The 23,801-nt window shown below is 67.3% G+C and carries 25 protein-coding genes; 5 read left to right on the forward strand and 20 right to left on the reverse strand.

Annotated elements, in window-relative coordinates; translation table 11 throughout:
- Nucleotides 1–252: 252 nt before the first annotated feature.
- The 9 genes from ACFW6D_RS13295 to ACFW6D_RS13335 all read right to left on the reverse strand — a co-directional run bounded on the left by ACFW6D_RS13295 (nucleotide 253) and on the right by ACFW6D_RS13335 (nucleotide 9,860).
- Nucleotides 253–1,269: a lysophospholipid acyltransferase family protein gene (locus ACFW6D_RS13295; protein WP_379327835.1), complete on the reverse strand. Its 1,017-nt coding sequence runs from the start codon at nucleotides 1,267–1,269 to the stop codon at nucleotides 253–255.
- Nucleotides 1,266–2,300, reverse strand: coding sequence for an NAD-dependent epimerase/dehydratase family protein (locus ACFW6D_RS13300; protein ID WP_379327837.1), 1,035 nt, complete (start codon nucleotides 2,298–2,300; stop codon nucleotides 1,266–1,268). The genes ACFW6D_RS13295 and ACFW6D_RS13300 overlap by 4 nt, the downstream gene beginning before the upstream one ends.
- 238 nt (nucleotides 2,301–2,538) lie before the next feature.
- The gene (locus tag ACFW6D_RS13305; RefSeq protein ID WP_003402602.1) at nucleotides 2,539–2,640 is read right to left on the reverse strand and encodes a 30S ribosomal protein bS22; all 102 of its coding nucleotides are present in this window, start codon (nucleotides 2,638–2,640) and stop codon (nucleotides 2,539–2,541) included.
- Nucleotides 2,641–2,828: 188 nt separating this feature from the next.
- Entirely contained in the window at nucleotides 2,829–3,110 is a 282-nt protein-coding gene (locus ACFW6D_RS13310) for a helix-turn-helix domain-containing protein (RefSeq protein WP_228537168.1), read from the reverse strand.
- 144 nt (nucleotides 3,111–3,254) lie between these two features.
- Nucleotides 3,255–4,073, reverse strand: coding sequence for a pyrroline-5-carboxylate reductase (proC, locus tag ACFW6D_RS13315; RefSeq protein ID WP_379327839.1), 819 nt, complete (start codon nucleotides 4,071–4,073; stop codon nucleotides 3,255–3,257).
- Between the two features lie 28 nt (nucleotides 4,074–4,101).
- Nucleotides 4,102–4,968 (reverse strand): thioesterase family protein, encoded by an 867-nt coding sequence (locus tag ACFW6D_RS13320; protein WP_379327841.1) that lies wholly within the window; start codon nucleotides 4,966–4,968, stop codon nucleotides 4,102–4,104.
- Nucleotides 4,969–5,598: 630 nt separating this feature from the next.
- A complete protein-coding gene (locus ACFW6D_RS13325) occupies nucleotides 5,599–6,456 on the reverse strand; it encodes a sugar phosphate isomerase/epimerase family protein (protein ID WP_379328182.1) in 858 nt (285 codons plus the stop codon).
- Nucleotides 6,457–6,499: 43 nt separating this feature from the next.
- Nucleotides 6,500–8,719 (reverse strand): hypothetical protein, encoded by a 2,220-nt coding sequence (locus tag ACFW6D_RS13330; RefSeq protein WP_379327843.1) that lies wholly within the window; start codon nucleotides 8,717–8,719, stop codon nucleotides 6,500–6,502.
- Nucleotides 8,720–8,873: 154 nt separating this feature from the next.
- Entirely contained in the window at nucleotides 8,874–9,860 is a 987-nt protein-coding gene (locus ACFW6D_RS13335; RefSeq protein ID WP_379327845.1) for a hypothetical protein, read from the reverse strand.
- A gap of 65 nt (nucleotides 9,861–9,925) precedes the next feature.
- Here ACFW6D_RS13335 and ACFW6D_RS13340 point away from each other — a divergent pair, with 65 nt between their 5' ends.
- On the forward strand, nucleotides 9,926–10,798 hold the full coding sequence (locus ACFW6D_RS13340; RefSeq protein WP_379327847.1) for a hypothetical protein: 873 nt from the start codon (nucleotides 9,926–9,928) through the stop codon (nucleotides 10,796–10,798).
- Between the two features lie 70 nt (nucleotides 10,799–10,868).
- Complete coding sequence (locus tag ACFW6D_RS13345) at nucleotides 10,869–11,198, forward strand: hypothetical protein (RefSeq protein ID WP_379327849.1); 330 nt, start codon at nucleotides 10,869–10,871, stop codon at nucleotides 11,196–11,198.
- A gap of 66 nt (nucleotides 11,199–11,264) precedes the next feature.
- Here ACFW6D_RS13345 and ACFW6D_RS13350 read toward each other — a convergent pair whose 3' ends face one another.
- The 3 genes from ACFW6D_RS13350 to ACFW6D_RS13360 form a co-directional block, all read right to left on the reverse strand.
- Nucleotides 11,265–11,954 carry a response regulator transcription factor gene (locus tag ACFW6D_RS13350; protein WP_056814516.1) on the reverse strand — a complete coding sequence of 230 codons (690 nt, stop codon included), beginning with the start codon at nucleotides 11,952–11,954 and terminating at the stop codon, nucleotides 11,265–11,267.
- On the reverse strand, nucleotides 11,951–13,189 hold the full coding sequence (locus tag ACFW6D_RS13355; RefSeq protein ID WP_328657567.1) for an ATP-binding protein: 1,239 nt from the start codon (nucleotides 13,187–13,189) through the stop codon (nucleotides 11,951–11,953). Before ACFW6D_RS13355 ends, ACFW6D_RS13350 begins: the two co-directional genes overlap by 4 nt.
- A 130-nt stretch (nucleotides 13,190–13,319) precedes the next feature.
- Nucleotides 13,320–13,694 carry a winged helix-turn-helix transcriptional regulator gene (locus ACFW6D_RS13360; protein ID WP_379327851.1) on the reverse strand — a complete coding sequence of 125 codons (375 nt, stop codon included), beginning with the start codon at nucleotides 13,692–13,694 and terminating at the stop codon, nucleotides 13,320–13,322.
- Between the two features lie 110 nt (nucleotides 13,695–13,804).
- On the opposite strand from ACFW6D_RS13360, the gene ACFW6D_RS13365 reads away from it, so the two are divergent.
- Entirely contained in the window at nucleotides 13,805–14,533 is a 729-nt protein-coding gene (locus ACFW6D_RS13365) for an NADPH-dependent F420 reductase (RefSeq protein WP_379327853.1), read from the forward strand.
- A 109-nt stretch (nucleotides 14,534–14,642) separates the two neighbouring features.
- On the opposite strand, the gene ACFW6D_RS13370 is transcribed toward ACFW6D_RS13365, so the two are convergent.
- The 4 genes from ACFW6D_RS13370 to ACFW6D_RS13385 all read right to left on the reverse strand — a co-directional run bounded on the left by ACFW6D_RS13370 (nucleotide 14,643) and on the right by ACFW6D_RS13385 (nucleotide 17,126).
- Entirely contained in the window at nucleotides 14,643–14,990 is a 348-nt protein-coding gene (locus tag ACFW6D_RS13370) for a DoxX family protein (RefSeq protein ID WP_379327855.1), read from the reverse strand.
- A gap of 207 nt (nucleotides 14,991–15,197) precedes the next feature.
- Entirely contained in the window at nucleotides 15,198–15,935 is a 738-nt protein-coding gene (locus ACFW6D_RS13375; RefSeq protein WP_379327857.1) for a phosphoglyceromutase, read from the reverse strand.
- A 27-nt stretch (nucleotides 15,936–15,962) separates the two neighbouring features.
- The gene (locus tag ACFW6D_RS13380) at nucleotides 15,963–16,139 is read right to left on the reverse strand and encodes a hypothetical protein (RefSeq protein ID WP_379327859.1); all 177 of its coding nucleotides are present in this window, start codon (nucleotides 16,137–16,139) and stop codon (nucleotides 15,963–15,965) included.
- An 81-nt stretch (nucleotides 16,140–16,220) separates the two neighbouring features.
- Nucleotides 16,221–17,126, reverse strand: a complete 906-nt coding sequence (locus ACFW6D_RS13385) for an ROK family protein (protein ID WP_379327861.1) — start codon at nucleotides 17,124–17,126, stop codon at nucleotides 16,221–16,223.
- A 187-nt stretch (nucleotides 17,127–17,313) separates the two neighbouring features.
- On the opposite strand from ACFW6D_RS13385, the gene ACFW6D_RS13390 reads away from it, so the two are divergent.
- On the forward strand, nucleotides 17,314–18,489 hold the full coding sequence (locus tag ACFW6D_RS13390) for a lipase family protein (RefSeq protein WP_379327863.1): 1,176 nt from the start codon (nucleotides 17,314–17,316) through the stop codon (nucleotides 18,487–18,489).
- Nucleotides 18,490–18,538: 49 nt separating this feature from the next.
- Here ACFW6D_RS13390 and ACFW6D_RS13395 read toward each other — a convergent pair whose 3' ends face one another.
- The 4 genes from ACFW6D_RS13395 to ACFW6D_RS13410 all read right to left on the reverse strand — a co-directional run bounded on the left by ACFW6D_RS13395 (nucleotide 18,539) and on the right by ACFW6D_RS13410 (nucleotide 22,796).
- Complete coding sequence (locus tag ACFW6D_RS13395; protein ID WP_379327865.1) at nucleotides 18,539–19,033, reverse strand: YbjN domain-containing protein; 495 nt, start codon at nucleotides 19,031–19,033, stop codon at nucleotides 18,539–18,541.
- A complete protein-coding gene (gene mshA / locus ACFW6D_RS13400) occupies nucleotides 19,030–20,388 on the reverse strand; it encodes a D-inositol-3-phosphate glycosyltransferase (protein ID WP_379328184.1) in 1,359 nt (452 codons plus the stop codon). Before mshA ends, ACFW6D_RS13395 begins: the two co-directional genes overlap by 4 nt.
- A gap of 139 nt (nucleotides 20,389–20,527) precedes the next feature.
- Nucleotides 20,528–21,520 (reverse strand): alpha/beta hydrolase, encoded by a 993-nt coding sequence (locus tag ACFW6D_RS13405; RefSeq protein ID WP_379328186.1) that lies wholly within the window; start codon nucleotides 21,518–21,520, stop codon nucleotides 20,528–20,530.
- A 457-nt stretch (nucleotides 21,521–21,977) separates the two neighbouring features.
- Nucleotides 21,978–22,796 carry an alpha/beta fold hydrolase gene (locus tag ACFW6D_RS13410; RefSeq protein WP_379327867.1) on the reverse strand — a complete coding sequence of 273 codons (819 nt, stop codon included), beginning with the start codon at nucleotides 22,794–22,796 and terminating at the stop codon, nucleotides 21,978–21,980.
- A gap of 72 nt (nucleotides 22,797–22,868) precedes the next feature.
- Between ACFW6D_RS13410 and ACFW6D_RS13415 the strand changes: the two genes are divergently transcribed.
- A complete protein-coding gene (locus ACFW6D_RS13415) occupies nucleotides 22,869–23,603 on the forward strand; it encodes an SDR family NAD(P)-dependent oxidoreductase (RefSeq protein WP_379327869.1) in 735 nt (244 codons plus the stop codon).
- Nucleotides 23,604–23,801: the final 198 nt, after the last annotated feature.

The following is a 23,801-nucleotide window of genomic DNA, read 5'->3' on the forward strand; positions in this document are numbered from 1 at the left end:
GGTTAGGCGCCGGTGCGTAGGCGACGAAGGAGCAAGCACCGGCGCCTAACCGGCGGCCCCTTGGGGCCGCGACTCGAGCGCGCCAGCGCTCCAATAAACACAGCGTCAAACCTCAGGGACTACTCAAACCCAGGCTCTGCCAAACAACCCATCTAGCCCCTGCCACAACCCATCTGGGACTACCAAACCTCTGTGGCCTTGCCCTACAACCCAACCCGGTACTACCAAACAATCAACCCAGCTCGGTACGGCCTACCCCAGCACCACATTCCGGCGCTTGGCCAACAGCTTGTACAGCGTCTGCTGGATGGTCTCACGCACCTGGTCGGTGACATCGAACATCGTCATCGGATCATCGGCCTCTTCCGGCTCGAACGCCGTAGTCGCGATCGGCTCACCGAACTCGATGTACCACTTCGACGGCATCGGCACCGCACCCAACAGCCCCAGATGCGGGAACAGCGGCGTCACCGGGAAATACGGCAGCCCGAGCAGACGAGCGAGCGGCTTGATATCGGCCAGTTTCGGGTAAATCTCCTCCGAACCGACGATCGACACCGGAATGATCGGCACCCCGGCCCGCACCGCAGCCGACACGAACCCGCCGCGCCCGAATCGCTGCAGCTTGTACCGATCGGCGTAGCTCTTGCCCACGCCCTTGAACCCTTCCGGGAACACCCCCGCGATGTGTCCGGAGCGCAGCAGCCGCTCGGCATCGGGATGGCAGGCCAGCGTGTGCCCGGCCTTGCGTGCCAACGCGCCCAGCAGCGGCATCTCGAAGATGAGGTCGGCGGCCAGTAGTCGCAGTGCTCGCTGCTGCGGGTGCTTGTCGTGCACGGCCAGCTGCAGCATCAGCCCGTCGATCGGCACGGTGCCCGCGTGGTTGGCGACCAGCAGCGCGCCACCGACCGCGGGAATGTTCTCGATGCCAGCGACCTCGACGCGGAACCAATAGTCCGACAGCGGCCGCAGCGCGGGCAGGATGACCGATTCGAGCAGGTGCCGGTCGTAGCCGAACTCGTCGACCTGGTAGTCGCCGGTGAGTCTGCGGCGCGCGAACTCGGCAGTCTTCTCGATCTGCTCGCCGACGGCATCGCGCACGATGTCGGTGAGCGACTTCGCAGGCAGCGCGGGCATGCCGGGCCGACGCTCGCTGAGGGAGGTGACCGGCATCGCCTGCATCGGCTGATCCGGCCATCGCCGGGTCTGCGGTCGCTGTCGGGTCTCGACATTCACGTCGAGACGAATGACTTTCGCTCCCTCGTTCATGTACGCGCTCCTGTACCGGCCCCGATGAGGCCGAGCAGTTTGTGTTCCGCGGCGTCGATCCAAGCCGGATCGAAGACGGGCCGCAACGCTGCGCCCGCGATGAAGTCATCGAACGCCTGGACCGTGGTCCAGCGTGGGGTGAAACCGAGTTCGGTACGCATACGGGTGGTGTCGAGCCCGCAGCCGAAATAGAAATAGTCGGGTTGTTCGCCACTGAATCCGCGCATGATCGGGCCCATCAGCGAGCGGCCGACCGTGCGGAAGACGAAAAAGGGCACCGGCGCGACGATGCGCCCGGCTCGGCGGATGGCCTGCGACATGGCCAGCGCGCCGTCTCCGGCAATATTGACCGTGCCACCGTGCGCACGCTGCGCCGCGTGCACCAGCACCGCGACCGCGTCTTCCTCGTGCAGCAATTGCAGTCGGGCTTCGCGACCCAGGACGGTCGGGGTGATCGGCGAACGCAGGTATTGCACGCCCCGATCGGCCAGGCGCGGACCCACGATCGGCGCGAAACGCAGAATCGATGCGGAGATATCGGGCCTGCGCCGCGCCATTCCACGCACCAGCGCCTCGATATCGATCATGTCGCGCGCGAACCATCCCGCGGGCGGGGTGCGCGCGCCCATTTCCTCGGTGAATTTCGCCGGATCCTTGGCGCTGCAGCCGTACACCGCCGATGACGATCGCACGACCACGCGCCGCACCGACGGCGCCTTCTGACACACGGCGAGCAATTGCATCGCGCCGAGCACATTGAGATCCTTCATCACCGCACGTCCACCACCGGCGGGCGGACGGGTGAGCACGGCCGCGTGCACGACGGTGTCGACGTCGTTGTTCTCGACGACCTTGCGGATCAGCGGGTTTCTGATATCGGCGCGCACGAACTCGGCACTACCCATTTTTCGGCGCAGCTCACGGCTGGGGGTGACGGTGTCCACCGCGATGACACGTTCGACGCCGGGTTCGGCAGCCAAGCGTGCCGCGACGTTGCCACCGAAGAAGCGGCTGGCACCAGTGACCAGCACAACCTTCGGCGCGTGTCGTTCCCGTGTGTCGGAACTCGAACCTGACCCCACTCAAAGCCCCCTGCTCATCGTGTTTCGCGTACCAGAGTAGCCGCATTCGCGCCACTCACCGTCACGATCTACAAGCTTTTAACACTGGCGAGGTATTCGCACACAGCAAGATTCACAAACCGGGTCATTTCACAGCGAGAGCCCGCCACCATCGAAACGGTGACGGGCCCATCGCAGGCACGCAGGCTTACTTGCCGAGTTTGCGCCGCTGAACACGCGTGCGGCGAAGCAGCTTGCGGTGCTTCTTCTTCGACATACGCTTGCGGCGCTTCTTGATCACAGAACCCATAGGGTTTCCTCGCGTTCTCTCTACTCGGCATACACACGCGGTCTTCACGTGCGTCGTTTGGCGCCCGCGCCGCCGGGGCAACCGGACACCACGAACGGTGCCACCGGCAGGCGGACACGAACCAGTTGTCCATGCTACCGGTGGACCGTCGCGGCAACGAAACCGCCCTTACACCTGGCCGGACCAGCTCACCCAGCGTCGAAGTACGACGTCTCCAGGTAGTCGTGCACCGCCTTCGCGTGCACTCGGAACGAGCGGCCGACCCGCACCGCGGGCAGTTCACCCGAGTGCACGAGCCGGTACACCGTCATTTTCGACACCCGCATGAGATCGGCGACTTCGGCGACGGTGAGAAACTGCGTGCCACCGCCGATCACCGTTTGCGGGGTGGCGCCGACCCGTGGTGCGGGCGAACCCGAACCACCGCCCGACGCCGATGGATTACTTGACATTCTGTTCGCAGACATCATGGCACCATTGACCTCCGGCACGCCCGCGCCGCCGGCTTCCCCACCAGCGGAACAGACACGCACGTGCTTCTACGAGCTTAGCGGGACCAGTGGGATTACTGCGACGGGTGGGAGAAATCGGTTTTCAAACCGGGTACCCAATCGTCACTCGTTCGTTGCGCCCTGTTCGGCCGATCGCCGCTTGGCTGCGTGTAGCGCCTCGGTGAAGGCCGAGCGCAGCGAACCGCGCTCCAGCTCCCGCAGTGCCGCGGCGGTGGTGCCCGCGGGTGAGGTGACCGCGGCGCGCAGTTCGGCCGCGCTCTGACCGGTCTCGTCCAGCAGGGCCGCCGAGCCGATCATGGTCTGGACAACCAGTTCGCTGGCCACCTCGCGGGTGAGACCGAGGCCGACACCGGCATCGATCATCGCCTCGACGACGAGGAAGAAATACGCCGGGCCCGAACCGGACACCGCGGTGACCGCGTCCATCTGCGCCTCGGGCACCGTCACCACTTTACCGACGGCTTCGAGCATCTCGCCGACCTGCTCTAGCTGCTCGGCCTTGGCGTAGCGGCCGGGCGATTGCACGCACATACCCTGTCCGACCAGCATCGGAGTATTCGACATCACCCGCACGACCGCGAAACCGGCGGGCAGTTTCGACTCGAGCCGCGCGGTGGAGACACCGGCGGCCAACGAGACGAGCACCTGATCGCGACCGTTGTCGAGGTCGGCCTTTGACAGGTCGGTGAGCACCGAGTCGACCACGCCGGGCTTGACCGCGATGACCACGATGTCGGCGCCCTCGACCGCGTCGGCGACCGAACCGCTCACCCGAATCTTGAAGCGCTCGGCGAGCTGCGCGGCGCGCGCGGCGAGCGGCTCGACGACAACCAGATCCTTGGTCGCCCTACCGGATTCCAGCAATCCGGCCACCAGAGCCTCACCGATCCGACCGCCACCGACTACCGCAATTCTCGTCATGGGGACAAGGTTAGTTGGCCGGTCTGGGTCAGCGCGCCGCCGGGATCAAGGCCAGCTGACGACTCTGGGCCACCACGGCGCCGGTGGAGTCGATGACCAGGTGGTCCTCGTCGAACATGCGCTCGCCGACCTCACGGGCGGTGGCGATCACGCGTAGCCAGCCGGGGGCGGGGATGCGGCGCAGGTAGGTGGTCATCTGGACGGTCGGCGACCAGCCGAAGTGGCCGAGGTTCATCGGCACCGGCGGGCTGATGTCGGTGGCCATCATGGCGAAGGCGGCGCGGGCACGCGGATCGGCTTCGTCGCCGTCGAACGGGCGGATCCACAGCCGCAGCCGGGGCGGGCCGGTCTCGCCGCGCAGGAATTCGCCCCAGGTCGGGTCGATCACCATGTGCGCACCCTGGCTGACGTGCACGATCTTGCCCATCGGCGACTCGTCGGTGTAGCGGAACGACTCGTCGACGGGCTCGGCGGGCATGTCGGTATCGGGGCCGGTCCAGCGGGTTTCCGTCGAATCCAGGTGACCGAAGGTGAAGGCGGTGCGTACGAGGGTGCGGCCGTTCTGGATCAGGTCGACGTCGGCCAGGCAGATCTGGCGGCCCTTCTTGCGGATGTGCACCGCGTACTCGACCTCGCCGGGGTCGGGGGCGCCGAGGAAGTCGGTGCTGGCCGCGATGGGGGCCATCTGGGCGAGGGATTCGTCGGCCTCGGTGAGCCAGCGGGTGGCCGCGGCGGCGGTGGCGGCGACCATGGTGCCGCCGTGGACCTTGGGGCCGATGGTCCAGGTGGGGGCGATGACGCCGGTGTAGCGGCCGGTTTCGGCATCGGTGGTGGTGAGCTCGGTCAGGTCGAGGACCTGGCTGAACGGGGCGTCGGTCGCGAGTTCTCGCGTCATCGTCACTCCTGGTCGGGGGGTGCAGCGGTTCGTACAGCGTACAAGTGTGGTGGGGTCGCGGGTATTCCGCGGTGGGTGGTGGGAGGGTGGGAGGCAGGGGTGTGGCGGGTGTGGCGTGGTTTTGCTTGGCGGTTTTCCGGGTGCGGGTGGTGGCAGGCAGGTGTGCTCGGTCAGGGTGGTTTGCCTGGCGGTTTACCGGGTCCGGGGCAGCTGTACCTTTGCTGTGTTTTTGGAGCGCTGGCGCGCTCGAGCGGGGCCCCGGAGGGCCCCGATCTTCCCTCCCTGCGGGTACTCCTTCGTCGCACCCTCCGGTCAGTCCAGATCGGGGCGGGCCCCTTTGGGTAGAGACTGCCTGGTGATTACCCGACCCAGAGACGTGCTCAATTGGTTGCTACGCACCGGCGCTGACCCGACCCAGGATGTCAACATCGATCGTCGCTTCGCATCCACCCGACCCAGGATGTAGGCATCGGTCGCTACACATCTTGGCCCCCGACCCAGGGGGTGGACATCGATGGTCGCTACGCATCCACCCGACCCAGGATGTAGACATCGGTCGCTACACATCTTGGCCCCCGACCCAGGGTGCCAGCAACGGTCGCTTCGCACTGGCTGGCTGGACCCGTTCGATTACGGCAGGTCGGCGTGGTGGGGTTGGGGGTCGGGGGTGGCGCCGGTGAGGTGGCGGCGGGCGAAATCCAGGGTGCGGGCCAGTTGGGCTGAGCGTTCGGCGGTGGTTCGGGCGTTTTGGGTGTTGATCTCGGCGACGGCGTGGCCTCGGAAACCGGTGTGCACCAAGTGTTCACACAGTTGGGCGCATGGTTGGGTGCCGTCGCCGGGGACGAGGTGTTCGTCGTGGGCGGCGCCTCGGCCGTCGGCCAGGTGGAGGTGGGCCAGGCCTTCGCCCATTCGGCGAGCGAGTTCGAGGGCGTCGGCGCCGGCGGTGGCGGTGTGGGAGAGGTCGAGGGTGTAGTGGTCGAAGCCGGTGTCTGTGGGGTCGTAGGAGGGGCTGAACGCGCTCACTGCGCGGCCGGGGCCTGCGCGGCGTTCCAGCCTGCGGACGGCGCCGTCGCGGAACAGGGTGTCGGCGCGCATCGGGAACATGTTCTCCACGGCCACCTTCACGGGGTGGTGCGCCTCGAGCTCACCGACCTGATCGGCGAAGCCCCTGGCGTAGCGGCGCTGCCAGCGAAACGGCGGGTGCACCACCACGGTGTCGGCGCCGAGCGCCTCGGCGGTGCGCACGCTGCGTTCGAGTTTGGCCACCGGGTCGGCGCCCCAAACCCGTTGGGAGATCAGCAGACACGGTGCGTGCACGGCCAGTACCGGTACGCCGTAGCGCTTGGCGTAGGACTGCACGGTCGCGATGTCCTGGCTGGCCGGTTCGGCCCACACCATCAATTCGACACCGTCGTAACCCAATTCGGCGGCATAACGGAACGCCGCCTGCGTGTTCTCCGGATACACCGAGGCCGTCGACAACCCGATCGCGATGTCCGCTCGTGCGTTCCCCACAGCCCACTCCCTGTATTCAGCTGGTACTGAGGAGAAAGGCTAGCGGTCCCAGCGTCACGAAGACGCCCACGACGACGGCGATCACAGTGCTGAAGATGTCGTCGGTGCGGCGCAGGATGCGAACCAGTGCCACCAGACCGAGGATCACGACCGTCGCCAGCGCCAGCGCCACCAACGCCATCGACTCCCACAGCGTCTCGAAACCCTTGAACAGCAACATTCCGGCGATCGCCGCGCCGACGCTCTGCGCACCCAGGATCATCCACTGGCGGCGGTTGGCGTTGTCGTCGTCGCCGCGCGCCATGCTCGACACGCGCGCGGCCCGGCCTGCCATCGATCCACCGGCCCGATTGCCCGCCTTCCGGCTCGCGGCTCGCGACTCCGCGAGACTCGCGGGCTTCGCCCCGGCACGACCCGTGGCCTTCGACTCGGCGCGACTGCCCGGCTTCGCGTCCGCGCGGCGCGACATTTTCGACTTGGCCCGGCTGGTCAGCTTCGACGCGGCGGCCTTGGTCGCGGCGCGCCTGCCCGCCCTGGTCGGCTTCGGTTCGTAGTCGTCGTCGTACTCGTCGTCGAAAGCCGCGTCGTCGTACTCGGATTCGGCGTAGTCGGCGTCGGAGTAGTCGTTGTCGACGTAATCACGGTCGACGTAATCGGACTCGGCGTAGTCGTCGGTGTCCTCGTCATCGGCCTGGCTGACGCCCAGGTGATGCACCTCGGTGCGCGCGTCGACCTCGGGACCGCGATCGGCCCGCTGCCGCAGCAGATCCCCGGCCACCGACTGCCCGGCCACCAGCGGCTGCTCCTGGCTGACCGGCGACCACGCGGCCGTCGGAAAACCGTCGCTCTCGGGCGCCGGCGCGGTCTTGTCCGGCCGGTGCCTGCGCGCCGACCACGACGGCAACCCACCGGACTTCGGCTGGCCGCGTCGGCGATCGAGCGAGGGACGCTGATCGGCACCGCGCGCGGGCGGAGCATCCACACCCGGCGCGAGGTTGTAGGCCTGAGTGGCCTCGGCATTCGGCGAATACCCGTTGGAAGTGGCGTCGCCACGACCCCCGTTGAGTCCGGAAGCGGCGTCCCCACGACCCGGCGCGAACTGCCCGTTGAACCCCGATGCAGCATCGCCACGACCGGGCGCGTTCAGTCCGGGAGCGGCGTCGCCACGGCCTGGCGCGGGCTGCCCGGGTGAGGACTCGCCGCGACCCGGCGCGTTGAACCCCGGAGCACCGTTACGACCCGCTCCGTTGAACCCTCGGGCGGAATCGGGCCCCTGTCGCCCGTCGACGGGCTGCCCGTCGAAAGATTCCCCATGGCGCCCGTTGAAGCCTGTTGCGGGCCTACCGTCGAAAGACTCACCCGGTCGACCGTTGAAGCCCGGCGCGGGCCGAGTGTCGAAGGACGGCTCGGAGTAGCCCGGCTGATCGCCGAACCCGGGACCGATCTCGGGAAGATCGGCCAACCCACGAGACTGCCCCGGACGACCCATGAACGCCTGCGGCGCGTCGATGCCCGCCTCGTACAGCGGCGCGTCGAACGACGGACGAGGTGCCGGGCTCGGCTCCACAGCCTCTTCCGCGGCTTCGGCGGCCCGCCTGCGCGCCGCGCGCCCACCGGTGACCGGCGGCGGTTTCGGCGGCTCGGCAAACGCCGCGGCCTCCGGTTCTTCCGGCCGATGCCGTCTGCCGCCGCCGACAGCGGGCAGCGCACCGGAGCCGAACATCTCGGCAATACCGGGATCGACCGGCTGCGCGGGACCACCGGGAACACCGAGTCGGCCGGGCACACGGCCGCCGCGCGAAGTGGTGTCGCGCGCTTCGGCGCGGAAGGGCCCGAACGGATCCGACGTCGGTCGCTGTTCGGCGAGTCCGAGCGGATCGGAGTTACCCGCATCGGGGTCGAATCGAGTGATGGGGCCCGACATCGGCGAGAACGCGGGCTCGGCCGGACCGGGCGGCGGGTACGGCGCGGGCTGGTAGCTCGCGGGCGCCTCATAGGTCGGCTCGGGCGCATAGGTCGGCGCTGGCACGTAGGCGGGCGGCGGTTCCGGCGCAGGCGCGGCATGCGAATTCGGCTTCACAGCCGCGTTCTCGCCGGTCAGATCGTTGACCGAGACCCCGCGGCCACTGCGCCGCCGCCGTCCGCCACCGCCGGAAGCCGCGGGCGCGGCACCTTGGGCCGCATTTCGAGCCAGCAGCTCGGCCACCGATAGCTGTTTGGAATCCTCGCCACTCATACTGCGTCCCTCCGGCACGCTCTACTGCCCCGCGAACTGCCGCGAGCCACCGCCTTCGAAGCAGTCACATCAATGACAATCATGCCGTCTACGTTCGGCATGCTCGGACGCCCTCCGTGGTCACGCTTCGCTACCGCCTCCGGGTGCTGACCGCTCATGCCGACTCCACTTCCGCGACTGGTGTCACCGGCGGCACACCGACCGGTCCGCCTCCGTTGGGCTCGGCATCCAGTTTGCGCAAGATGAGGCCTTCGCGCAGCGCCCATGGGCAGATTTCGATGCTGTCGAGCGATAACGCCCGCATACTCGCCTCCGCGACCAATGCGCCTGCCACCAATTGCTGGGACCGGTCCGAACTCACGCCTTCCAGTTCCGCGCGGTCAGAGGCGGTCATCCGGGAGATGAACGCGATCAGCTGGCGCAGACTGGAGCTGGTCAGTGTACGGCGCACCCGTGGGCCCGCGGCCGAGGGTGCGGCGCCGGTCAGCCGGGCCAGCGAACGGAATGTCTTCGAGGTGCCGACGGCCAGGTCGGGCTTGCCCGCTTCGATGATGAGCTTGGACGGGGCGACCAGTTCGGCGTCGAGCCAGTCGCGCAGGACCGCGATCTTGCGCTTGCCCGGCGGGTCGTCGCGCAGCCATTCGCGAGTGAGTCGGCCCGCGCCGAGTTGCAGCGACAGCGCCACATCGGGTTCCTCGTCACCACCGTTGGACAACTCCAGCGAGCCGCCGCCGATGTCGAGGTTGATGATCCGGCCCGCGCTCCAGCCGAACCAGCGACGCACCGAGAGGAACGTGAGCCGGGCTTCGTCGTCGCCGGAGAGCACCTGCAGATCGACCCCGGTCATGGCTCGCACCCGGGCGAGGACTTCCTCGGAGTTGGTCGCTTCCCGCAGCGCCGACGTGGCGAACGGCATCAGCTCCACGCACTTGGAATTGCGTGCCAGATCAGCGAATTCGAGGATCGTCGCGATCAGCCGCGCCTCACCCTCCTCGGTGATCCGGCCCATCGAATCCATGCTCTCCGACAGCCGCAAAGCCGACTTCGAGGAGCTCATGGGCATCGGGTGGCCACCACGATGCGCGTCCACCACGAGCAGATGGACGGTATTGCTTCCGACATCGAGAACACCTAGCCGCACACGAATACGGTACTTGGTGATCCGGTACAACAGGCCAGGCGACTGAACTGTTAGCGTCACGAGTTGTGACCGAAGGCGCAGCTGGCACCGCGGAGACCGGGCTCCGACCTGGGAACAAGCTCGATCCGACCCCGGAAGTCGAGCTCGATTTCCCACGCGAGTGGATCGAGTTCACCGACCCAGCAAACGACGAGCACCAGATCGTCGCCGATCTGACGTGGCTGCTGTCGCGCTGGTCGTGCGTGTTCGGCACGCCTGCCTGCCAAGGCATCATCGCCGACCGCCCCGACGACGGCTGCTGTTCGCACGGCGCCTTCCTGTCCGACAAGGACGATCGCAAGCGCCTGTCGACCGCGGTGAAGATGCTCACTGCCGAGGACTGGCAGAACATGGACGAGGCCACCGAGAACGGCAAGGTCGTCAAGAAGGGTTACCTCGAACTCGACGAACTAGAGGACGAACCGGCCCTTCGCACCCGCCGCTTCGAGGGCGCGTGCATCTTCCTCAACCGCCCCGGTTTCGCGGCGGGCCCCGGCTGCTCGCTGCACATCATGGCGGTGCGCAAGGGCATCGAACCCCTCGAGGTGAAGCCGGACGTGTGCTGGCAGCTGCCGATCCGGCGCACCCAGGATTGGGTGGAACGCCCCGACGGCGTGCAGATCCTGCGCACCGTGGTCACCGAGTACGACCGGCGCGGCTGGGGCGCGGGCGGCCTGGATCTGGACTGGTATTGCACCGGCTCCCCCGACGCCCACGTCAGCGCGAAGCCGGTCTGGCAGTCCTACGGTCCGGAACTGCGTGAGCTGCTCGGTGCGCCCGCCTACGAGGAACTCTCCCGGCACTGCCGCCGTCGCGAGGGTCTGGGCCTGGTCGCGGTCCATCCGGCCACGGTCGAGGCCGAGCGGATGCACCCTCACACGGTGAAACACTCGGAGTGAGAACCTCGCAACAGTCCGGTTCACCTACTCGCCATGCGCCCGACACCGAGATGGGGTTGAGTACCGAATCATGTCGAAGAAAGCGCTCTCCCTGGCGACCCTCGTAATCGGCGCCACCCTCACCATGACCGGCCTGGCCAACGCCGAACCGAACGGCGACCCGGCCGCGTACGCGGACTTCACGGCCGACTTCGTGAACTACAACGACCCGGCGGCGATCGATGCCGCGAAGAACGGCAAATACATCATCATCTCCACGGTGGGCACCTCCTCCCCCATCGGCTGCCGCGGCAACGGCGCCGACGTGCCGATCTACGACTGCAAGCAGTTCGACGGCGTGGAGGTTGTCTCCCTGAAGAAGATCGAAACCCCGCTCGGCACCGCGTGGAGCGTGATCTGAGCTAGGTCCACCCTGGACGCAACAGAACCCGGCATCACCTCACAGCGATGCCGGGTTCGTTCGTTTCTACGCTTCGAGCTTGTAGCCAAGGCCTCGCACAGTAACGAGGTGTTCCGGCTTGGCGGGGTCGGCTTCGATCTTGGAGCGCAGGCGCTTGACGTGGACGTCGAGGGTCTTGGTGTCGCCCACGTAGTCGGCGCCCCAGACGCGGTCGATCAGCTGGCCGCGAGTGAGTACCCGGCCGGAGTTGCGGAGCAGGTATTCGAGGAGGTCGAACTCCTTGAGCGGCAACGTGACCTGGCCACCGTTGACGTGCACGGTGTGGCGATCCACATCCATCCGCACCGGGCCCGCTTCGAGCACGCCGTTCTCGCTACCCGAGTCCAGTTCGTCGCCCGCACCGCGGCGCAGCACGGCCCGGATGCGCGCGATCAGCTCGCGCGCCGAGTACGGCTTGGTGACGTAGTCGTCGGCGCCCAGTTCCAGCCCGACGACCTTGTCGATCTCGCTGTCACGCGCGGTCACCATGATCACCGGCACGCCGCTGCGCGTGCGCAACTGCTTGCACACGTCGGTGCCGCTCATCCCGGGCAACATCAGGTCGAGTAGCACGATATCGGCGCCGGAGCGGTCGAATTCGGCCAGCGCGGACGGGCCGTCGCCGACGACGGTGACGTCGAAGCCTTCCTTGCGAAGCAGGAACGCCAGCGGCTCGGCCAGCGAATCCTCGTCTTCGACGATCAACACACTCGTCATCTGCGTGCCTCCACACCGTTCGTTCGTCCCGCGAGAGTGCGCGGGACGGTGGTTTCTCTTGTGGTGGGCTCCGGCGTCTGTTCCGCGTCCTCGTCACCATCGGTTTCCAGATGGGCGGGGATGCGCAGCGTGAACGTCGAACCGGTGCCCAGTTTGCTCCACAGGGTGATTTCGCCGTTGTGGTTGGCCGCCACGTGTTTCACGATGGCCAAGCCGAGCCCGGTGCCGCCGGTGGATCGGGAGCGGGCCTTGTCGGAGCGGAAGAACCGCTCGAACACCCGCTCCTGGTCTTCCTTGGCGATCCCGATGCCACGATCGGTGACCGCCATCGCGACATGATCGCCGCGCAGCGACCGGCTCACCGACACATGCGAACCCTGTGGTGAATACGCGATCGCATTCTCCACCAGATTCGACAGCGCGGTCACCAGCAACGTTTCGTCGCCGAGCACTTCCAGCCCGCTCGGCCGGTCGGTGCTGACGGTGATGCCCGCGGCCTCGGCGGCGGTGCGCGAGCGGTCGACCGCCTGCTGCACCACCGTGTCGACGTCGACCACGGCCAGATCGGGCAGTTTCTCGGCGCCCTGCAATCGCGACAGCGCGATCAGCTCGGTCACCATCTTGCCGAGACGCCGCGATTCACCCAGCACGCGGGAACCGAAGTGGCGCACGGCTTCGGGATCGTCGGCCGATTCCAGCATGGCCTCGGCCAGCAGGCTCATCGCGCCGACGGGGGTCTTGAGTTCGTGGCTGACGTTGGCCACGAAGTCGCGTCGCGTCGCCTCCATGCGGGCCTGCTCGGAATCGTCGTCGGCGAACAGCACGACGAAGCTGGTTTCCTCGCGGGAGAGTTTGCGGGCCACGCCACGCACGGCAATCCGGCCGCGGCCGGGTAGCGGGTTCTTGGCGGTGAGGTCGTATTCGGCCGATTCGCCGGTCGCGAGGACCTTCTCCACGGCGGCCCACGCGCGTTCGTCGAGCAACCGGTTACGGACCAGCCCGAGTTCCTCGGCACGCGGGTTGACCAGCACCACATCGCGGTATTCGTCCACCACGGCGATGCCGGATTCGGACGCGAGCACGATCAGGTCGAGCACCTGCGACATCGTCAGCCCGGTGTCTTCCTGGGTCCGGGCGGCCTGCCTGGCGTTGACGAACGGGATCAGCAGGCCACCGACTGCCAGTCCGACGACAGCCGCGAGGACTGCCAACAGCACTGCCTGCGGAACACTCACAAGATTGATCGTACGAGCACAGACCGACATAACGTCGCCGGGTCGACGAAGTTTCGCGCAGGTCACAGGCACTTGGCACGGCGTTCTCTTGCCGTTCACCCGGCGGGCACTCAGACCGTCCCCGGGCGTGTCAGCCGAGCGGTTCGCCGTACATGGCGGCGGTCACCGCGGGCCCGTGTCGCTCGACCCATGCACCGAGCGCATGAATGGGAACGAGCAGATCGCGTCCCACTTCGGTGAGTTCGTATTCGACCCGCGGCGGCGCTTCGGCGTACCGCCGCCTGCGTACAAGCGTCATCCGCTCCATCCGCCGCAACGTCTGGGTCAACATCTTCTGGCTGATCCCGCCCGCGCCGGCGAGAAGTTCGCTGTGACGTTGCGGACCATCGCGAAGCAGGTACACCACGACCGGCAGCCACGAATTCGCGAACAGGTCCACGGCCATTCGCGCGGGACAGTCGGCCTCGAAGTCGCCGTAGGGCGGGAACTGCGCCGCGGTGGTCACGTGTTCCAGCGTGCCACCACCGAAAGGCACCCGCAGGTGCCTTTCGGCCTTTCTAGCGTCGGTGTGGTCGATGCCACCCGGCTCGACACTGCGACAGGAGTAAATTTCTCATGAGAATCGGAATCATCGGCGCGGGCGCGATGGCGGCGGCCTTGGGCGGTGGCTGGACCGCGGCCGGTCACGAGGTGCGGATCGGCGCCCGCTCGATCGACTCGGGGCGGGCGCTCGCGTCCGAGATCAACGCGGTACGCGGCGGGAGCTCGCCGGACGGCCACCGGAAGGTCGACGCGAACGGAACGCCCGCCCCGGTCGACGTGCACGCGACGACCATCGACGAAGCGATCGACTTCGCCGAGGTGGTGCTGCTCGCGGTACCGGTGAGTGCTCTCACCGAACTGCTCAGCACACATGATCTGGCCGGAAAGATCGTCATCGATTGCACCAATGCGTTCCTCCCCGACGAATCCGCGCCTGACGGTGTCACCGCGTTCGTCCTGAGCGAGGACGCGGTGGCGGAGCGGATCGCGGCAGCCGCACCGAAAGCCCACGTGGTCAAGGCTTTCAACCTGCTCGCCGCCGAAGTCTGGGCAGGTACCGACCGCGTCTTCGACGGTGCGCGCCTGGCCGTCCCGATCTGCGGCGACCATCCCGAGGCCGTCCGAACAGTCACCCAACTCGCCGAAGAGCTTGCCCTGCAACCATTCCTGGCAGGCGGGTTGCACCGAGCCAGATACCTGGAGGCGACCTCGGTCTTCACCGTGGGCCTCTGGTTCGCGGGCTGCGACGCCCGCGCCATGCTTCCGCCGCTGTCGGCCGCTTTCGCCGTGGCCGACGCCTGAACAACGGACGGCCCGGCGTAATCGTCCAAAACGACGCTCGAAAATCAGTTTTCTGATTATTTCGAGGCGAATTGGGTGATGACGCCGGGCTCGGGCGGCCCGCAACGGTTCACACCGCGAGGCCGAGGCCCAAGGCGACTGCGACCGGGGCCAGGTACAGCACCGGGAACGCGACGGTCTTGTACGACCGGGCCCGCAGCACCGTCACCACCGCACCGGCGAAGTACAGGATCAGCCCGATCGCGGCGAGCACCCCGATCACCGGCACGAACAACCCGATCAGCAGCCCGATCGAGCCGAGCGCCTTGGCGATGCCCAGCGGCGTCCACCAGGTCTGCGGGACGCCGTATTCCACCAGCGGTTCCACCACGAACGGGGCCCGGCGCAGCAGTGAGAACGCCGAGAACCCGACCCACAGTGCGGCGACGACAGTGACGATGACGTAGGCGGTGTTCATGCGCGTAACTCCTTCGGCGGCCGCGTTTTTCGCGGCGTCTACAGAGGTGACGACACAGCCGACGCGAGTGTGACATCACGGCCGGGCCGACCTGCGGATCGTGGTCGCACCACCATCAGATCGACGCCGCGGCGCCGGCGAAACGCGTCCAGCAGCGCAAAACGGCCCCACACCGTTCGCGCGGTGTGGGGCCGAAAAGGCTGACGGTTACTTGCCGCCCTGGTTGGCGACAGCAGCAGCACCGGCAGCGGCGGCGGCCGGGTCAAGGTATTCCGCGGCCTTCACCGGACGCATGTTCTCGTCCAGTTCGTAGACCAGCGGAATGCCGGTGGGGATGTTCAGGCCGGAGATGTCCTCGTCCGAAATACCGTCGAGGTGCTTGACCAGCGCGCGCAGCGAGTTGCCGTGTGCGGCGACCAGCACGGTCTTGCCGGTGCGCAGTTCCGCGGAGATGGTGTCTTCCCAGTACGGGACCATCCGCTTCACCACGTCGAGGAGGCATTCGGTCTTGGGGACCTCGATGCCCGCGTAGCGCGGGTCGCCTTCCTGGCTGTACGGGTTGTCGGGCTGGATCGGCGGCGGCGGCGTGTCGTAGCTGCGACGCCACAGCATGAACTGCTCCTGGCCGTACTGCTCGCGGACCTGCTCCTTGTTCTTGCCCTGCAGGTCGCCGTAGTGGCGCTCGTTGAGGCGCCAGTCGCGCACGACCGGGATCCACAGGCGGTCGGCGGTGCCGAGCGCGTTGTCGGCGGTGCTGATGGCGCGGCGCAGCAGCGAGGTGTAGACGATGTCGGGCAGGATGCCTGCTTCTTTGAGCAGCTCACCGGCCCGTTTACCCTCGGCGATGCCCTTGTCGGTGAGTTGCACGTCCACCCAGCCGGTGAACAGGTTGAGGGCGTTCCATTCGCTCTCGCCGTGGCGCAGCAGCACGAGGGTGTAGGTCATAGGGGCCATTCTGACATCACGGCGATGTCAGGCCCACTCCACCTCGTCGAAGCCGAGGACGATCTCGTAGGGCCCGCCTTTGACCAGCGCGTCGACCTGTAATCGGGACGCCACCGAGTCGACCTCGCGCACTACGGCGCACACCCCTTGGAACGGACCCTCCGGAATATGGACGACATCGCCCGGCACGTAGTGGGTAGCCACCTGCTCGAGGCTACGCCCGACGGCGGCGAGGGCGACCGAACGCGCCGGGGTCGGACCGAAGAGTCCCCGGGCGGCCGGGATTCAGTCCGACCTTCCCCGCGCTGCGGCTTCGACCGCGAGTACCCCGGCCCCCACCAGCGTCGCCCCCTCGCTCAGCGTCGAGAGTTCCACGGTCAATTCTCGAATGAAGTCGAGCCGCGCATGCCTGGCGACGGCGGCACGCAACGGCCCCCACAGCGGCTCCCCCGAATGCGCGAACCCCCCGCTGATCACCACCCGATCCACATCGAGTAGCGCGGCGGCCGACGAAATCCCCTGGCCGAGGGCAGTTCCCGCACGTGCCATCGCGGCGAGCGCGATCGGGTCACCATCGTGGGCCGCCGAGGCCAGCTCCACACCGGTGTCGCCTACCCAGCCGCGCGCCCGCGCCCACCGCACCGACGACATTCCACTCGCCACCGCCTCCACGCACCCGAATCCCCCACAGGGACAAGCAGTGTCGTCCCCCGGCACCACGATGTGCCCGATGTGTCCGGCATTGCCCGTGCGCCCCACGACAACTCGCCCATCGGCGATGATCCCCCCACCGACCCCCGACGACACCGTCAACGCCAGTCCGTTGTCCACCCCACGCAACCCGCCCACTCGATGCTCCGCCAGCACCAGACAGGCACCGTCGATCGCCAACCGCACCACCGCATCCGGGAACAGCGCCCGCACGTGTTCGACGATCGGGAACCCCTCGCGCCACGCCGCGAGGTTCAACGGCTCGATCACTCCCGCGGGCACATCGACCGGCCCCGCCGACCCGATCCCGACCGCGCTGACCTCGTTGTCACCCGCCACAGTGACCAGAAGGTCCCGACATGCCGCCCACGGGTCGTCCGAGGCGGCGGCCACCCGGCGCACCCCGTGCAGCGCGTAGTGCGGATCCACAACTGCGGCCGCGAATTTCGTCGCCCCGATATCGAGCGCGAGCATCGCCATCACCACTCCTGTCTGCTGCGTCGGATCGAACCGTCACCCCTGGTGTCGGTCACCGATGTGAACAGTCACAACATGTGGCACGCGACACTTTGACTACTGGTCGGTACAAATCACACCGTTTCGTTAGATACTTCAGCACGGGTCGGGTCGTTTGGTTGGGCAGCACTACTGTTGATGAAGGAAAGCTGTGTCGAAACTAGCTGTATTGGTGTTGAGTCTGCTCTCGGTGGGCTTGTTCGCCGCTCCCGTGGGTGCGAACCCGCTGTATCCAACGCCTGATCCGGATCCGTTCTTCACGGCACCGGCCGATATCAGCGCGCTGGCACCCGGTGACGTGGTGCGTACTCGTCACATCAACACGTGGATGTACCCCGGCACCGAAGGCCACCAGGTGGCGTTCCGCTCCACCAATTCGGCAGGCAACGCGATCATGGGCGTCACCACCGTGCTGATGCCGGTGGGCGTGAAGAACCCGCCGCTGGTGTCCTACCAGGCGCTGATCAACTCGATCGGCACCCGCTGCAATCCGTCGCAGTCGCTGTTCAACGGTGAGCTGCAGGACGCGCCCGGCGCCATGCTGCCGCTGGCGCGTGGCTGGGCGATCTCGTTTCCCGATTACCTGGGCCCGACGGTGGCCTACGGTGCGGCCAAGCTCAGCGGCATGGTCACCCTCGACAGCGTGCGGGCCGTGCAGAAGGTCACCGAGCTCGGCGTCGGCAACTCGCCGGTCGCGATCGCCGGTTACTCCGGCGGCGGCATGGCCACCGCGTGGGCGGGCGCACTGCAGCCCACCTACGCACCGGAGCTGAAGCTCGCGGCCGTGGTGTCCGGCGGTATCCCCGCCGACCTCGAGATGATGGCCGACGCACTGGGTTTCTCGCCGCACCCCGGGTTCGGTCTTGCCTTCGCCGCGGCGATGGGCATGGAGCGCGAGTACCCGAAGGAGCTGCCGATCTCGGATCAGCTCAATCCTGAGGGTCTGTGGTTCCGGGAGTTCACCAAGGACGCCTGCCGCCGCTTCCTGCTGTTCCACGGCATCCTGCGCAACGCCGACCAGATGGCGGCCTCACGCGAGTTGATGACCAGCGAGGTGGCCCGTGGCGTGCTGCGCGAGAACAGCCTGGTGCACTTCAAGGGCGCGCCGACCGCACCCACCTACATCTGGCAGGGCAAGTACGACATCCTCACCCCGTACGAGCCGGTCGCCCAGACCGTCGCGCACTGGTGCAAGTCGGGTTCGCCGGTGCAGTTGAACACGGTCGAGATCTCCGAGCACATGACCGCCGCGGTGGCGGGCTTCCCCGATGCCTGGAACTATGTCGAGGCCCGCTTCCGCGGTGAACCGGTGCCGACGAACTGCTGAACCGAAAAATGATGCCGGACAGGAACTTTCCTGTCCGGCATCATCTGTTTCAGGCCTTGTCGGCCTCGTCGATGAGGTGCTCGAAGGCGCGCAGGTTCTTCAGCGACTCACCCCGCGAGACCCGCCACTTCCATTCCTTGCGAATGGATTCGGCGAAACCGAGCTCGAGCAGGATGTTGAAGTCGTTGTCGACGGCTTCGAGGATTTGACCGAAGATCCGGTCGAGTTCGTCGGCGGTAACCGATTCGGCCGACATCCGGCCGACCAGGTAGATGTCGCCGACATTGTCGAGGGTGTAGGCCACGCCGTAGAGCCGACGGTTGCGCCGCAGCAGGTATTTGTAGACGCCTTCGAAATTCTCGTCGGGCTTGCGGCAGACGAACGATTCGATGCGAACCCCGTGCTTGCCGACGGTCAGCATCACGGTCGTCTTCAGCTTGCGCTCACCCGGCAGCACGACGATGAACGTGTCGTCGCCATGGCGGGTGTATTCGATCTCGCGATCGCGCAGCGTGTCGTCGATGGTCTGCGAAACGGCGCTCACCTGCGCACTCCCGTCCGGCGCCGCAACAGCGCCCGCGATCTGGCCTGTCTGGTCTCGCCCGCGTGCAGGGCGATGGGACCGCGTTCGGCGCGGAATCCGGCCATCGCGGCAGCGTAGCTGTCGAGCAGGCCGTCGGCGGTGTGCGCCCAGGAGAACCGGCTCGCGTGCTCGACGGCGGTGACGCCCATGCGGGTGAGCCGGCCGGGATCGTCGAGCAGGGCGGCCAGGGCGTCGGCCCAGTCGGGGGTGCGATGGCCGGGTACCAGCAGCCCGGATTCGTGATTCCGGACCGCGGTGCCGAGACCGCCGACGTCGGCGGCGAGTACGGGCGTCCCGCTGGCCTGCGCCTCGATGGCGACCAGGCCGAAGGATTCGTTGTAGCTGGGCACGGCCACCACGTCGGCGGCGCGATACACCTGGACGAGCTTGTCGGCCGGTTGCGGCGGCAGGAAGGTGACCTGTTCGGCGATGCCGAGGTCGGCGGCCAGTTCGATCAGCGCGTCGGGCCTGGCCAGCCCGGTACCGGAGGGTCCGCCCACGATCAGGACGCGCAGCTTGCGATTCGGGTCGCGGCGCAGCAGTTCGGCGGCGGCGCGCACGAGCACATCGGGGGCCTTGAGCGGCTGGATCCGGCCGATGAACGCCACGATCTGCTCGTCGGCGCGCAGCCCGAGTTCGGCGCGCGCGGCGAGCTTGTCGCCGGGCTGGTAGCGGGTCAGGTCGGCGCCCGGCGGCACGACGTCGATGCGGTCGGGCGAGGCGCCGTAGAGGTCGACGAGTTGCCGCGCTTCGTCACCGGTATTGGCCACGAGCCGATCGGATTCGGCGATCACCTGCTTCTCGCCGATCACCCTGGTCTCGGGTTCGGGGGTGTCACCGTCGGCGAGCGCGGCGTTCTTCACCGCGGCGAGGGTGTGCGCGGTGTGCACCAGCGGCACCCGCCAGCGGTCGCGCGCGAGCCAGCCGACCTGACCGGAGAGCCAGTAGTGCGAGTGCACGAGGTCGTAGTGGCCGGGCAGGTGCCGCGCTTCCTGGCGCAGTACCTCGGCGGTGAACGGACACAGCTGGGTGGGCAGCTCGTGCTTGTCGAGTCCCTCGAACGGTCCGGCGACCACGTGGCGCACGATCACGCCCGGTCCGGCTTCGGCGACGGCGGGGAGTTCCGAGGAGGTGGCCCTGGTGAAGATCTCCACCTCGGTGCCACGTTTGGCCAGCTCGAGCGCGGTTTGCAGCACGTAGACATTCATCCCGCCCGCGTCCCCGGTGCCGGGCTGCGCCAGCGGGGAGGTATGCACCGACAGCACCGCGATGCGATGGGGCAAAAGATCGGGACGACGCTGGCTCACACCCTCCAGTGTGCACGCCGCGACGCCGCCACCGTTGCCCCTACCGGGTTCGGTGACGGCTGTCACAGCGCAAACGCGTGTGAGTTCACGTACTCGTCGTCGTCGAGCTTGCCGGATCCGGCGCCGGAGCGCGAGCGGATTTCAGCCGTCATGCTCGGTTCAGCGCCGCCTCGAACACCGGCCACGACTTATGCATGTCCTGCTCCCAGTAACCCCACGAGTGAGTGCCGTGCGGGCGCATGTCGACGGTCGCGGGAATGCCGAGCGTTTGCAGTCGATCGCGCAGCTGCTGGGTGCACAGATTGGTGACGGCTTCGAGCCCGGCGCCGAACAGCAACTGCATGGTCAGCTGCATCGGGTTGCCCTGGGTTCCCGAGATGGTGTCGTACGGTCCGGGAAGGCCGGTGCCCGACGAGATGTAGACCTCGGTGCCGCGCAACGCTTCCGCGTGCAAGTAGGGATCGTTGGCCGACCACTCCGGGTCGGTGGGCGGGCCCCACATATTGGCCGCGTTGCCGAGCCTGCTGCCCACCACGGTCCGCACGATCGCCTGTCCGCGTGGATCACTGGTGCGCACGCACCCGCTGTAGGACCCGATGGCCCGGTACAGACCCGGTTCGGCGAGCGCGAGCTGGAACACCGAGGTCCCCGCCATCGACAGTCCCGCAATGGCATTGGCGCCGGTGCCGTCGAATTCCGCGTCGATCACCGGTGGCAGTTCCTTGGTGAGGAACGTGGTCCACCGCTGCTTGCCGAGCACCGGATCGTCGGTTCGCCAGTCGGCGAAATAGCTGCCCGCCCCGCCGAACGGGATCACCACATTGACCTGTTTGTCCTTGAAGAACTCGACGACATCGGTGCGATCGAGCCAGTTGCCGTCACTGCCCCCGCCGACCCCGTTGAGCAGGTACAGCGTCGGCGCGGGCGCCTCCGGATCCGCGGCTCGCAGCACTCGCACCCTGGTGACGATGTCCATCGCGGGCGAGTACACGCCCATATCGATGGTGCGATCCGGCTCGACCCGCTGATCCTCGATCCGGGCCTGCCCGGGATCGGCGCCGACGGGCACACCGAACACAGCCCCTGCGACCAAACCCAACACGGCCACTACGACCCGAGCGCCCACTGCCCGACCGAACATCATCGAACTCCGTTCTCGACGCTGAATCCTCTTCTCCGTCTACGATCCAACGACATTCCAGAACGCTACATACGAATTCACGATAAGTCTGTGACGATTCCCAGAAGATTATCCGGAATCCTGTTTCCGCAGCTGGTGCTGGTGCGCCGGAACAATCACAGCCCGATCACGTCGGCACGGCGAACCAATCACATCGGTGATCCCACCTGCGCAGACACCTCAACCATACCTGCCTTCATGGCCGCCGCGCCTGGCAGTTTTAGGCGGCGTAAACAGACCAATAGGGCCGCGGATCCGATGCCATGAATTGCGAAAGCCGAGCGCAACTGATTTGCGAATACATTTGCCGACCGGAAACGACAAGGTCAGCGCCTCGAGGCGCCGCCGGCTGAGCCCGCACCGCCGTCCGTTGAGCCTCGGACATGCTTCGGGGAAGCGTTCCGATTCAGTGCCGATCTCACCCCAGAGCGTCGATGAACGCGCCTACCTCGGCGACGAAACGCGGCCGGTCCTCGATGAACAACCCATGCTGGGCCCCCTCCCAGAAGGAACCGCGAGCATCAGGAGCGTTGTCGAGAATGTACTGTCCATTGACCGCCGGAACCACCGGATCGTTGGTGCCGTGCAGCACGAGTACCGGGATATCAAGGGCGCGAAGGGTTTCGGTGTTGTCGATCGTGCGGTAGAACAGCGCCTTGCGCACCGACGGCGGGGTCGCGAGGCTGCCGCCGAACAACCGCTGCGCATCGACACCCTTGTCGTCACCCGGCCCGGTGTTGGCATTGCCGAACACCGCGAACGCGCGCACCGCCCGCCCGGCGGCCTCGTCGAACACACCCGGAATCGCCTTCTCCATCGCGGGCCCGGGCGCCGCACCGGGCACATCCCGGCCGATATGGGCGGGCGCACCGCAGTAGATGACACCGGCGACCGCGGAAGTCCCGTAGGTGGCGAGGTAATCGGTGGCGACGATCCCGCCATAGGACCAGCCCAGCAGCACCGCCCCGGCATCGATACCCTCGGCGGCCAGCACCGCGGCCACATCGCCCGCCCACGCCTTCGGATCGTCGTAGCCCGCACCGGGATCGTCGGAATACCCGTGCCCGCGCAGATCGACCGCTATCACCCGATACCGCTGCGCCAGCTCGTCGGCTGCCGCACCCCAGCACCGCAGATTCCCGGCCCACCCGTGCAACAGCACCAGCGGCCTACCGGTCCCGCTCACCCGGTAGACGATCGTCGTTCCATCAGCGCTGACAGCATCACGAATAGCCATCCCGACAGGTTAATCGGCACCGTGATCCGAGCCATGGCGACCGGATATCCAGGGCGAATAAGATCGACAAACATGAGCATTCGCACCGCGGTCGTCACCGGAGCCAGCTCGGGCATCGGTGAGGCCACCGCCCGGGAACTGGCCAAGCAGGGTTATCACGTCTACGTGGGCGCCCGGCGGTTCGACCGAGTGCAGAGTCTGGCGGCCGAGATCGGCGGTACCGCGCTCGAACTCGACGTCACTTCCGAGGATTCGGTGCGCGCGTTCACCGACGCCATCGACCACGTCGACGTGCTGGTCAACAACGCGGGCGGCGCGAAGGGCCTGGCCCCGGTCATCGACGCCGACCTCGACGACTGGCGCTGGATGTGGGAGACCAATGTGCTCGGCACCCTGCGCGTCACCAAGGCGTTGCTGCCGAAACTGATCGCCTCCGGCGACGGCCTGATCGTCACCGTCACCTCCATCGCCGCCATGCTCACCTACGACAACGGCTCCGGCTACACCTCCGCCAAGCACGCCCAGGCCGTCGTCCACCGCACCTTGCGCGGCGAACTCCTCGGTCAACCGGTCCGCCTCACCGAGATCGCCCCCGGTGCGGTGGAAACCGAGTTCTCGCTGGTTCGTTTCGACGGCGACGCCGAGCGCGCGGCCAAGGTCTACGAGGGCATCGACCCGCTCTACGCCCAGGACATCGCCGAGATCGTCGGCTTCGCGGCGTCGCGGCCGTCGCACGTCAACCTCGACACCATCGTCGTGAAGCCCCGCGACCAGGCGGGGCCGGGCTCCTTCGCCCGCCGCTCCTGAACCTGTTTCCCCAGCTCCTGGCTGAATCAGCCACCTAAACGTGACACTCGACACTCTGGTGTTCACGCCCCGTCGCGACCCGCTTCGCCTGCCGTACCGATCCGGAAGCTCAATTCGAGGACGCGACAGGCGAATCCGGGCTGCCGCTCGTTCGAGTGGCGAGGCCGGCGACCGGAATTGATACTGACAACGACCCGT

Origin of the sequence: Nocardia sp. NPDC058705, assembly GCF_042749305.1 — a bacterium.
Taxonomy (GTDB): Bacteria; Actinomycetota; Actinomycetes; order Mycobacteriales; family Mycobacteriaceae; genus Nocardia.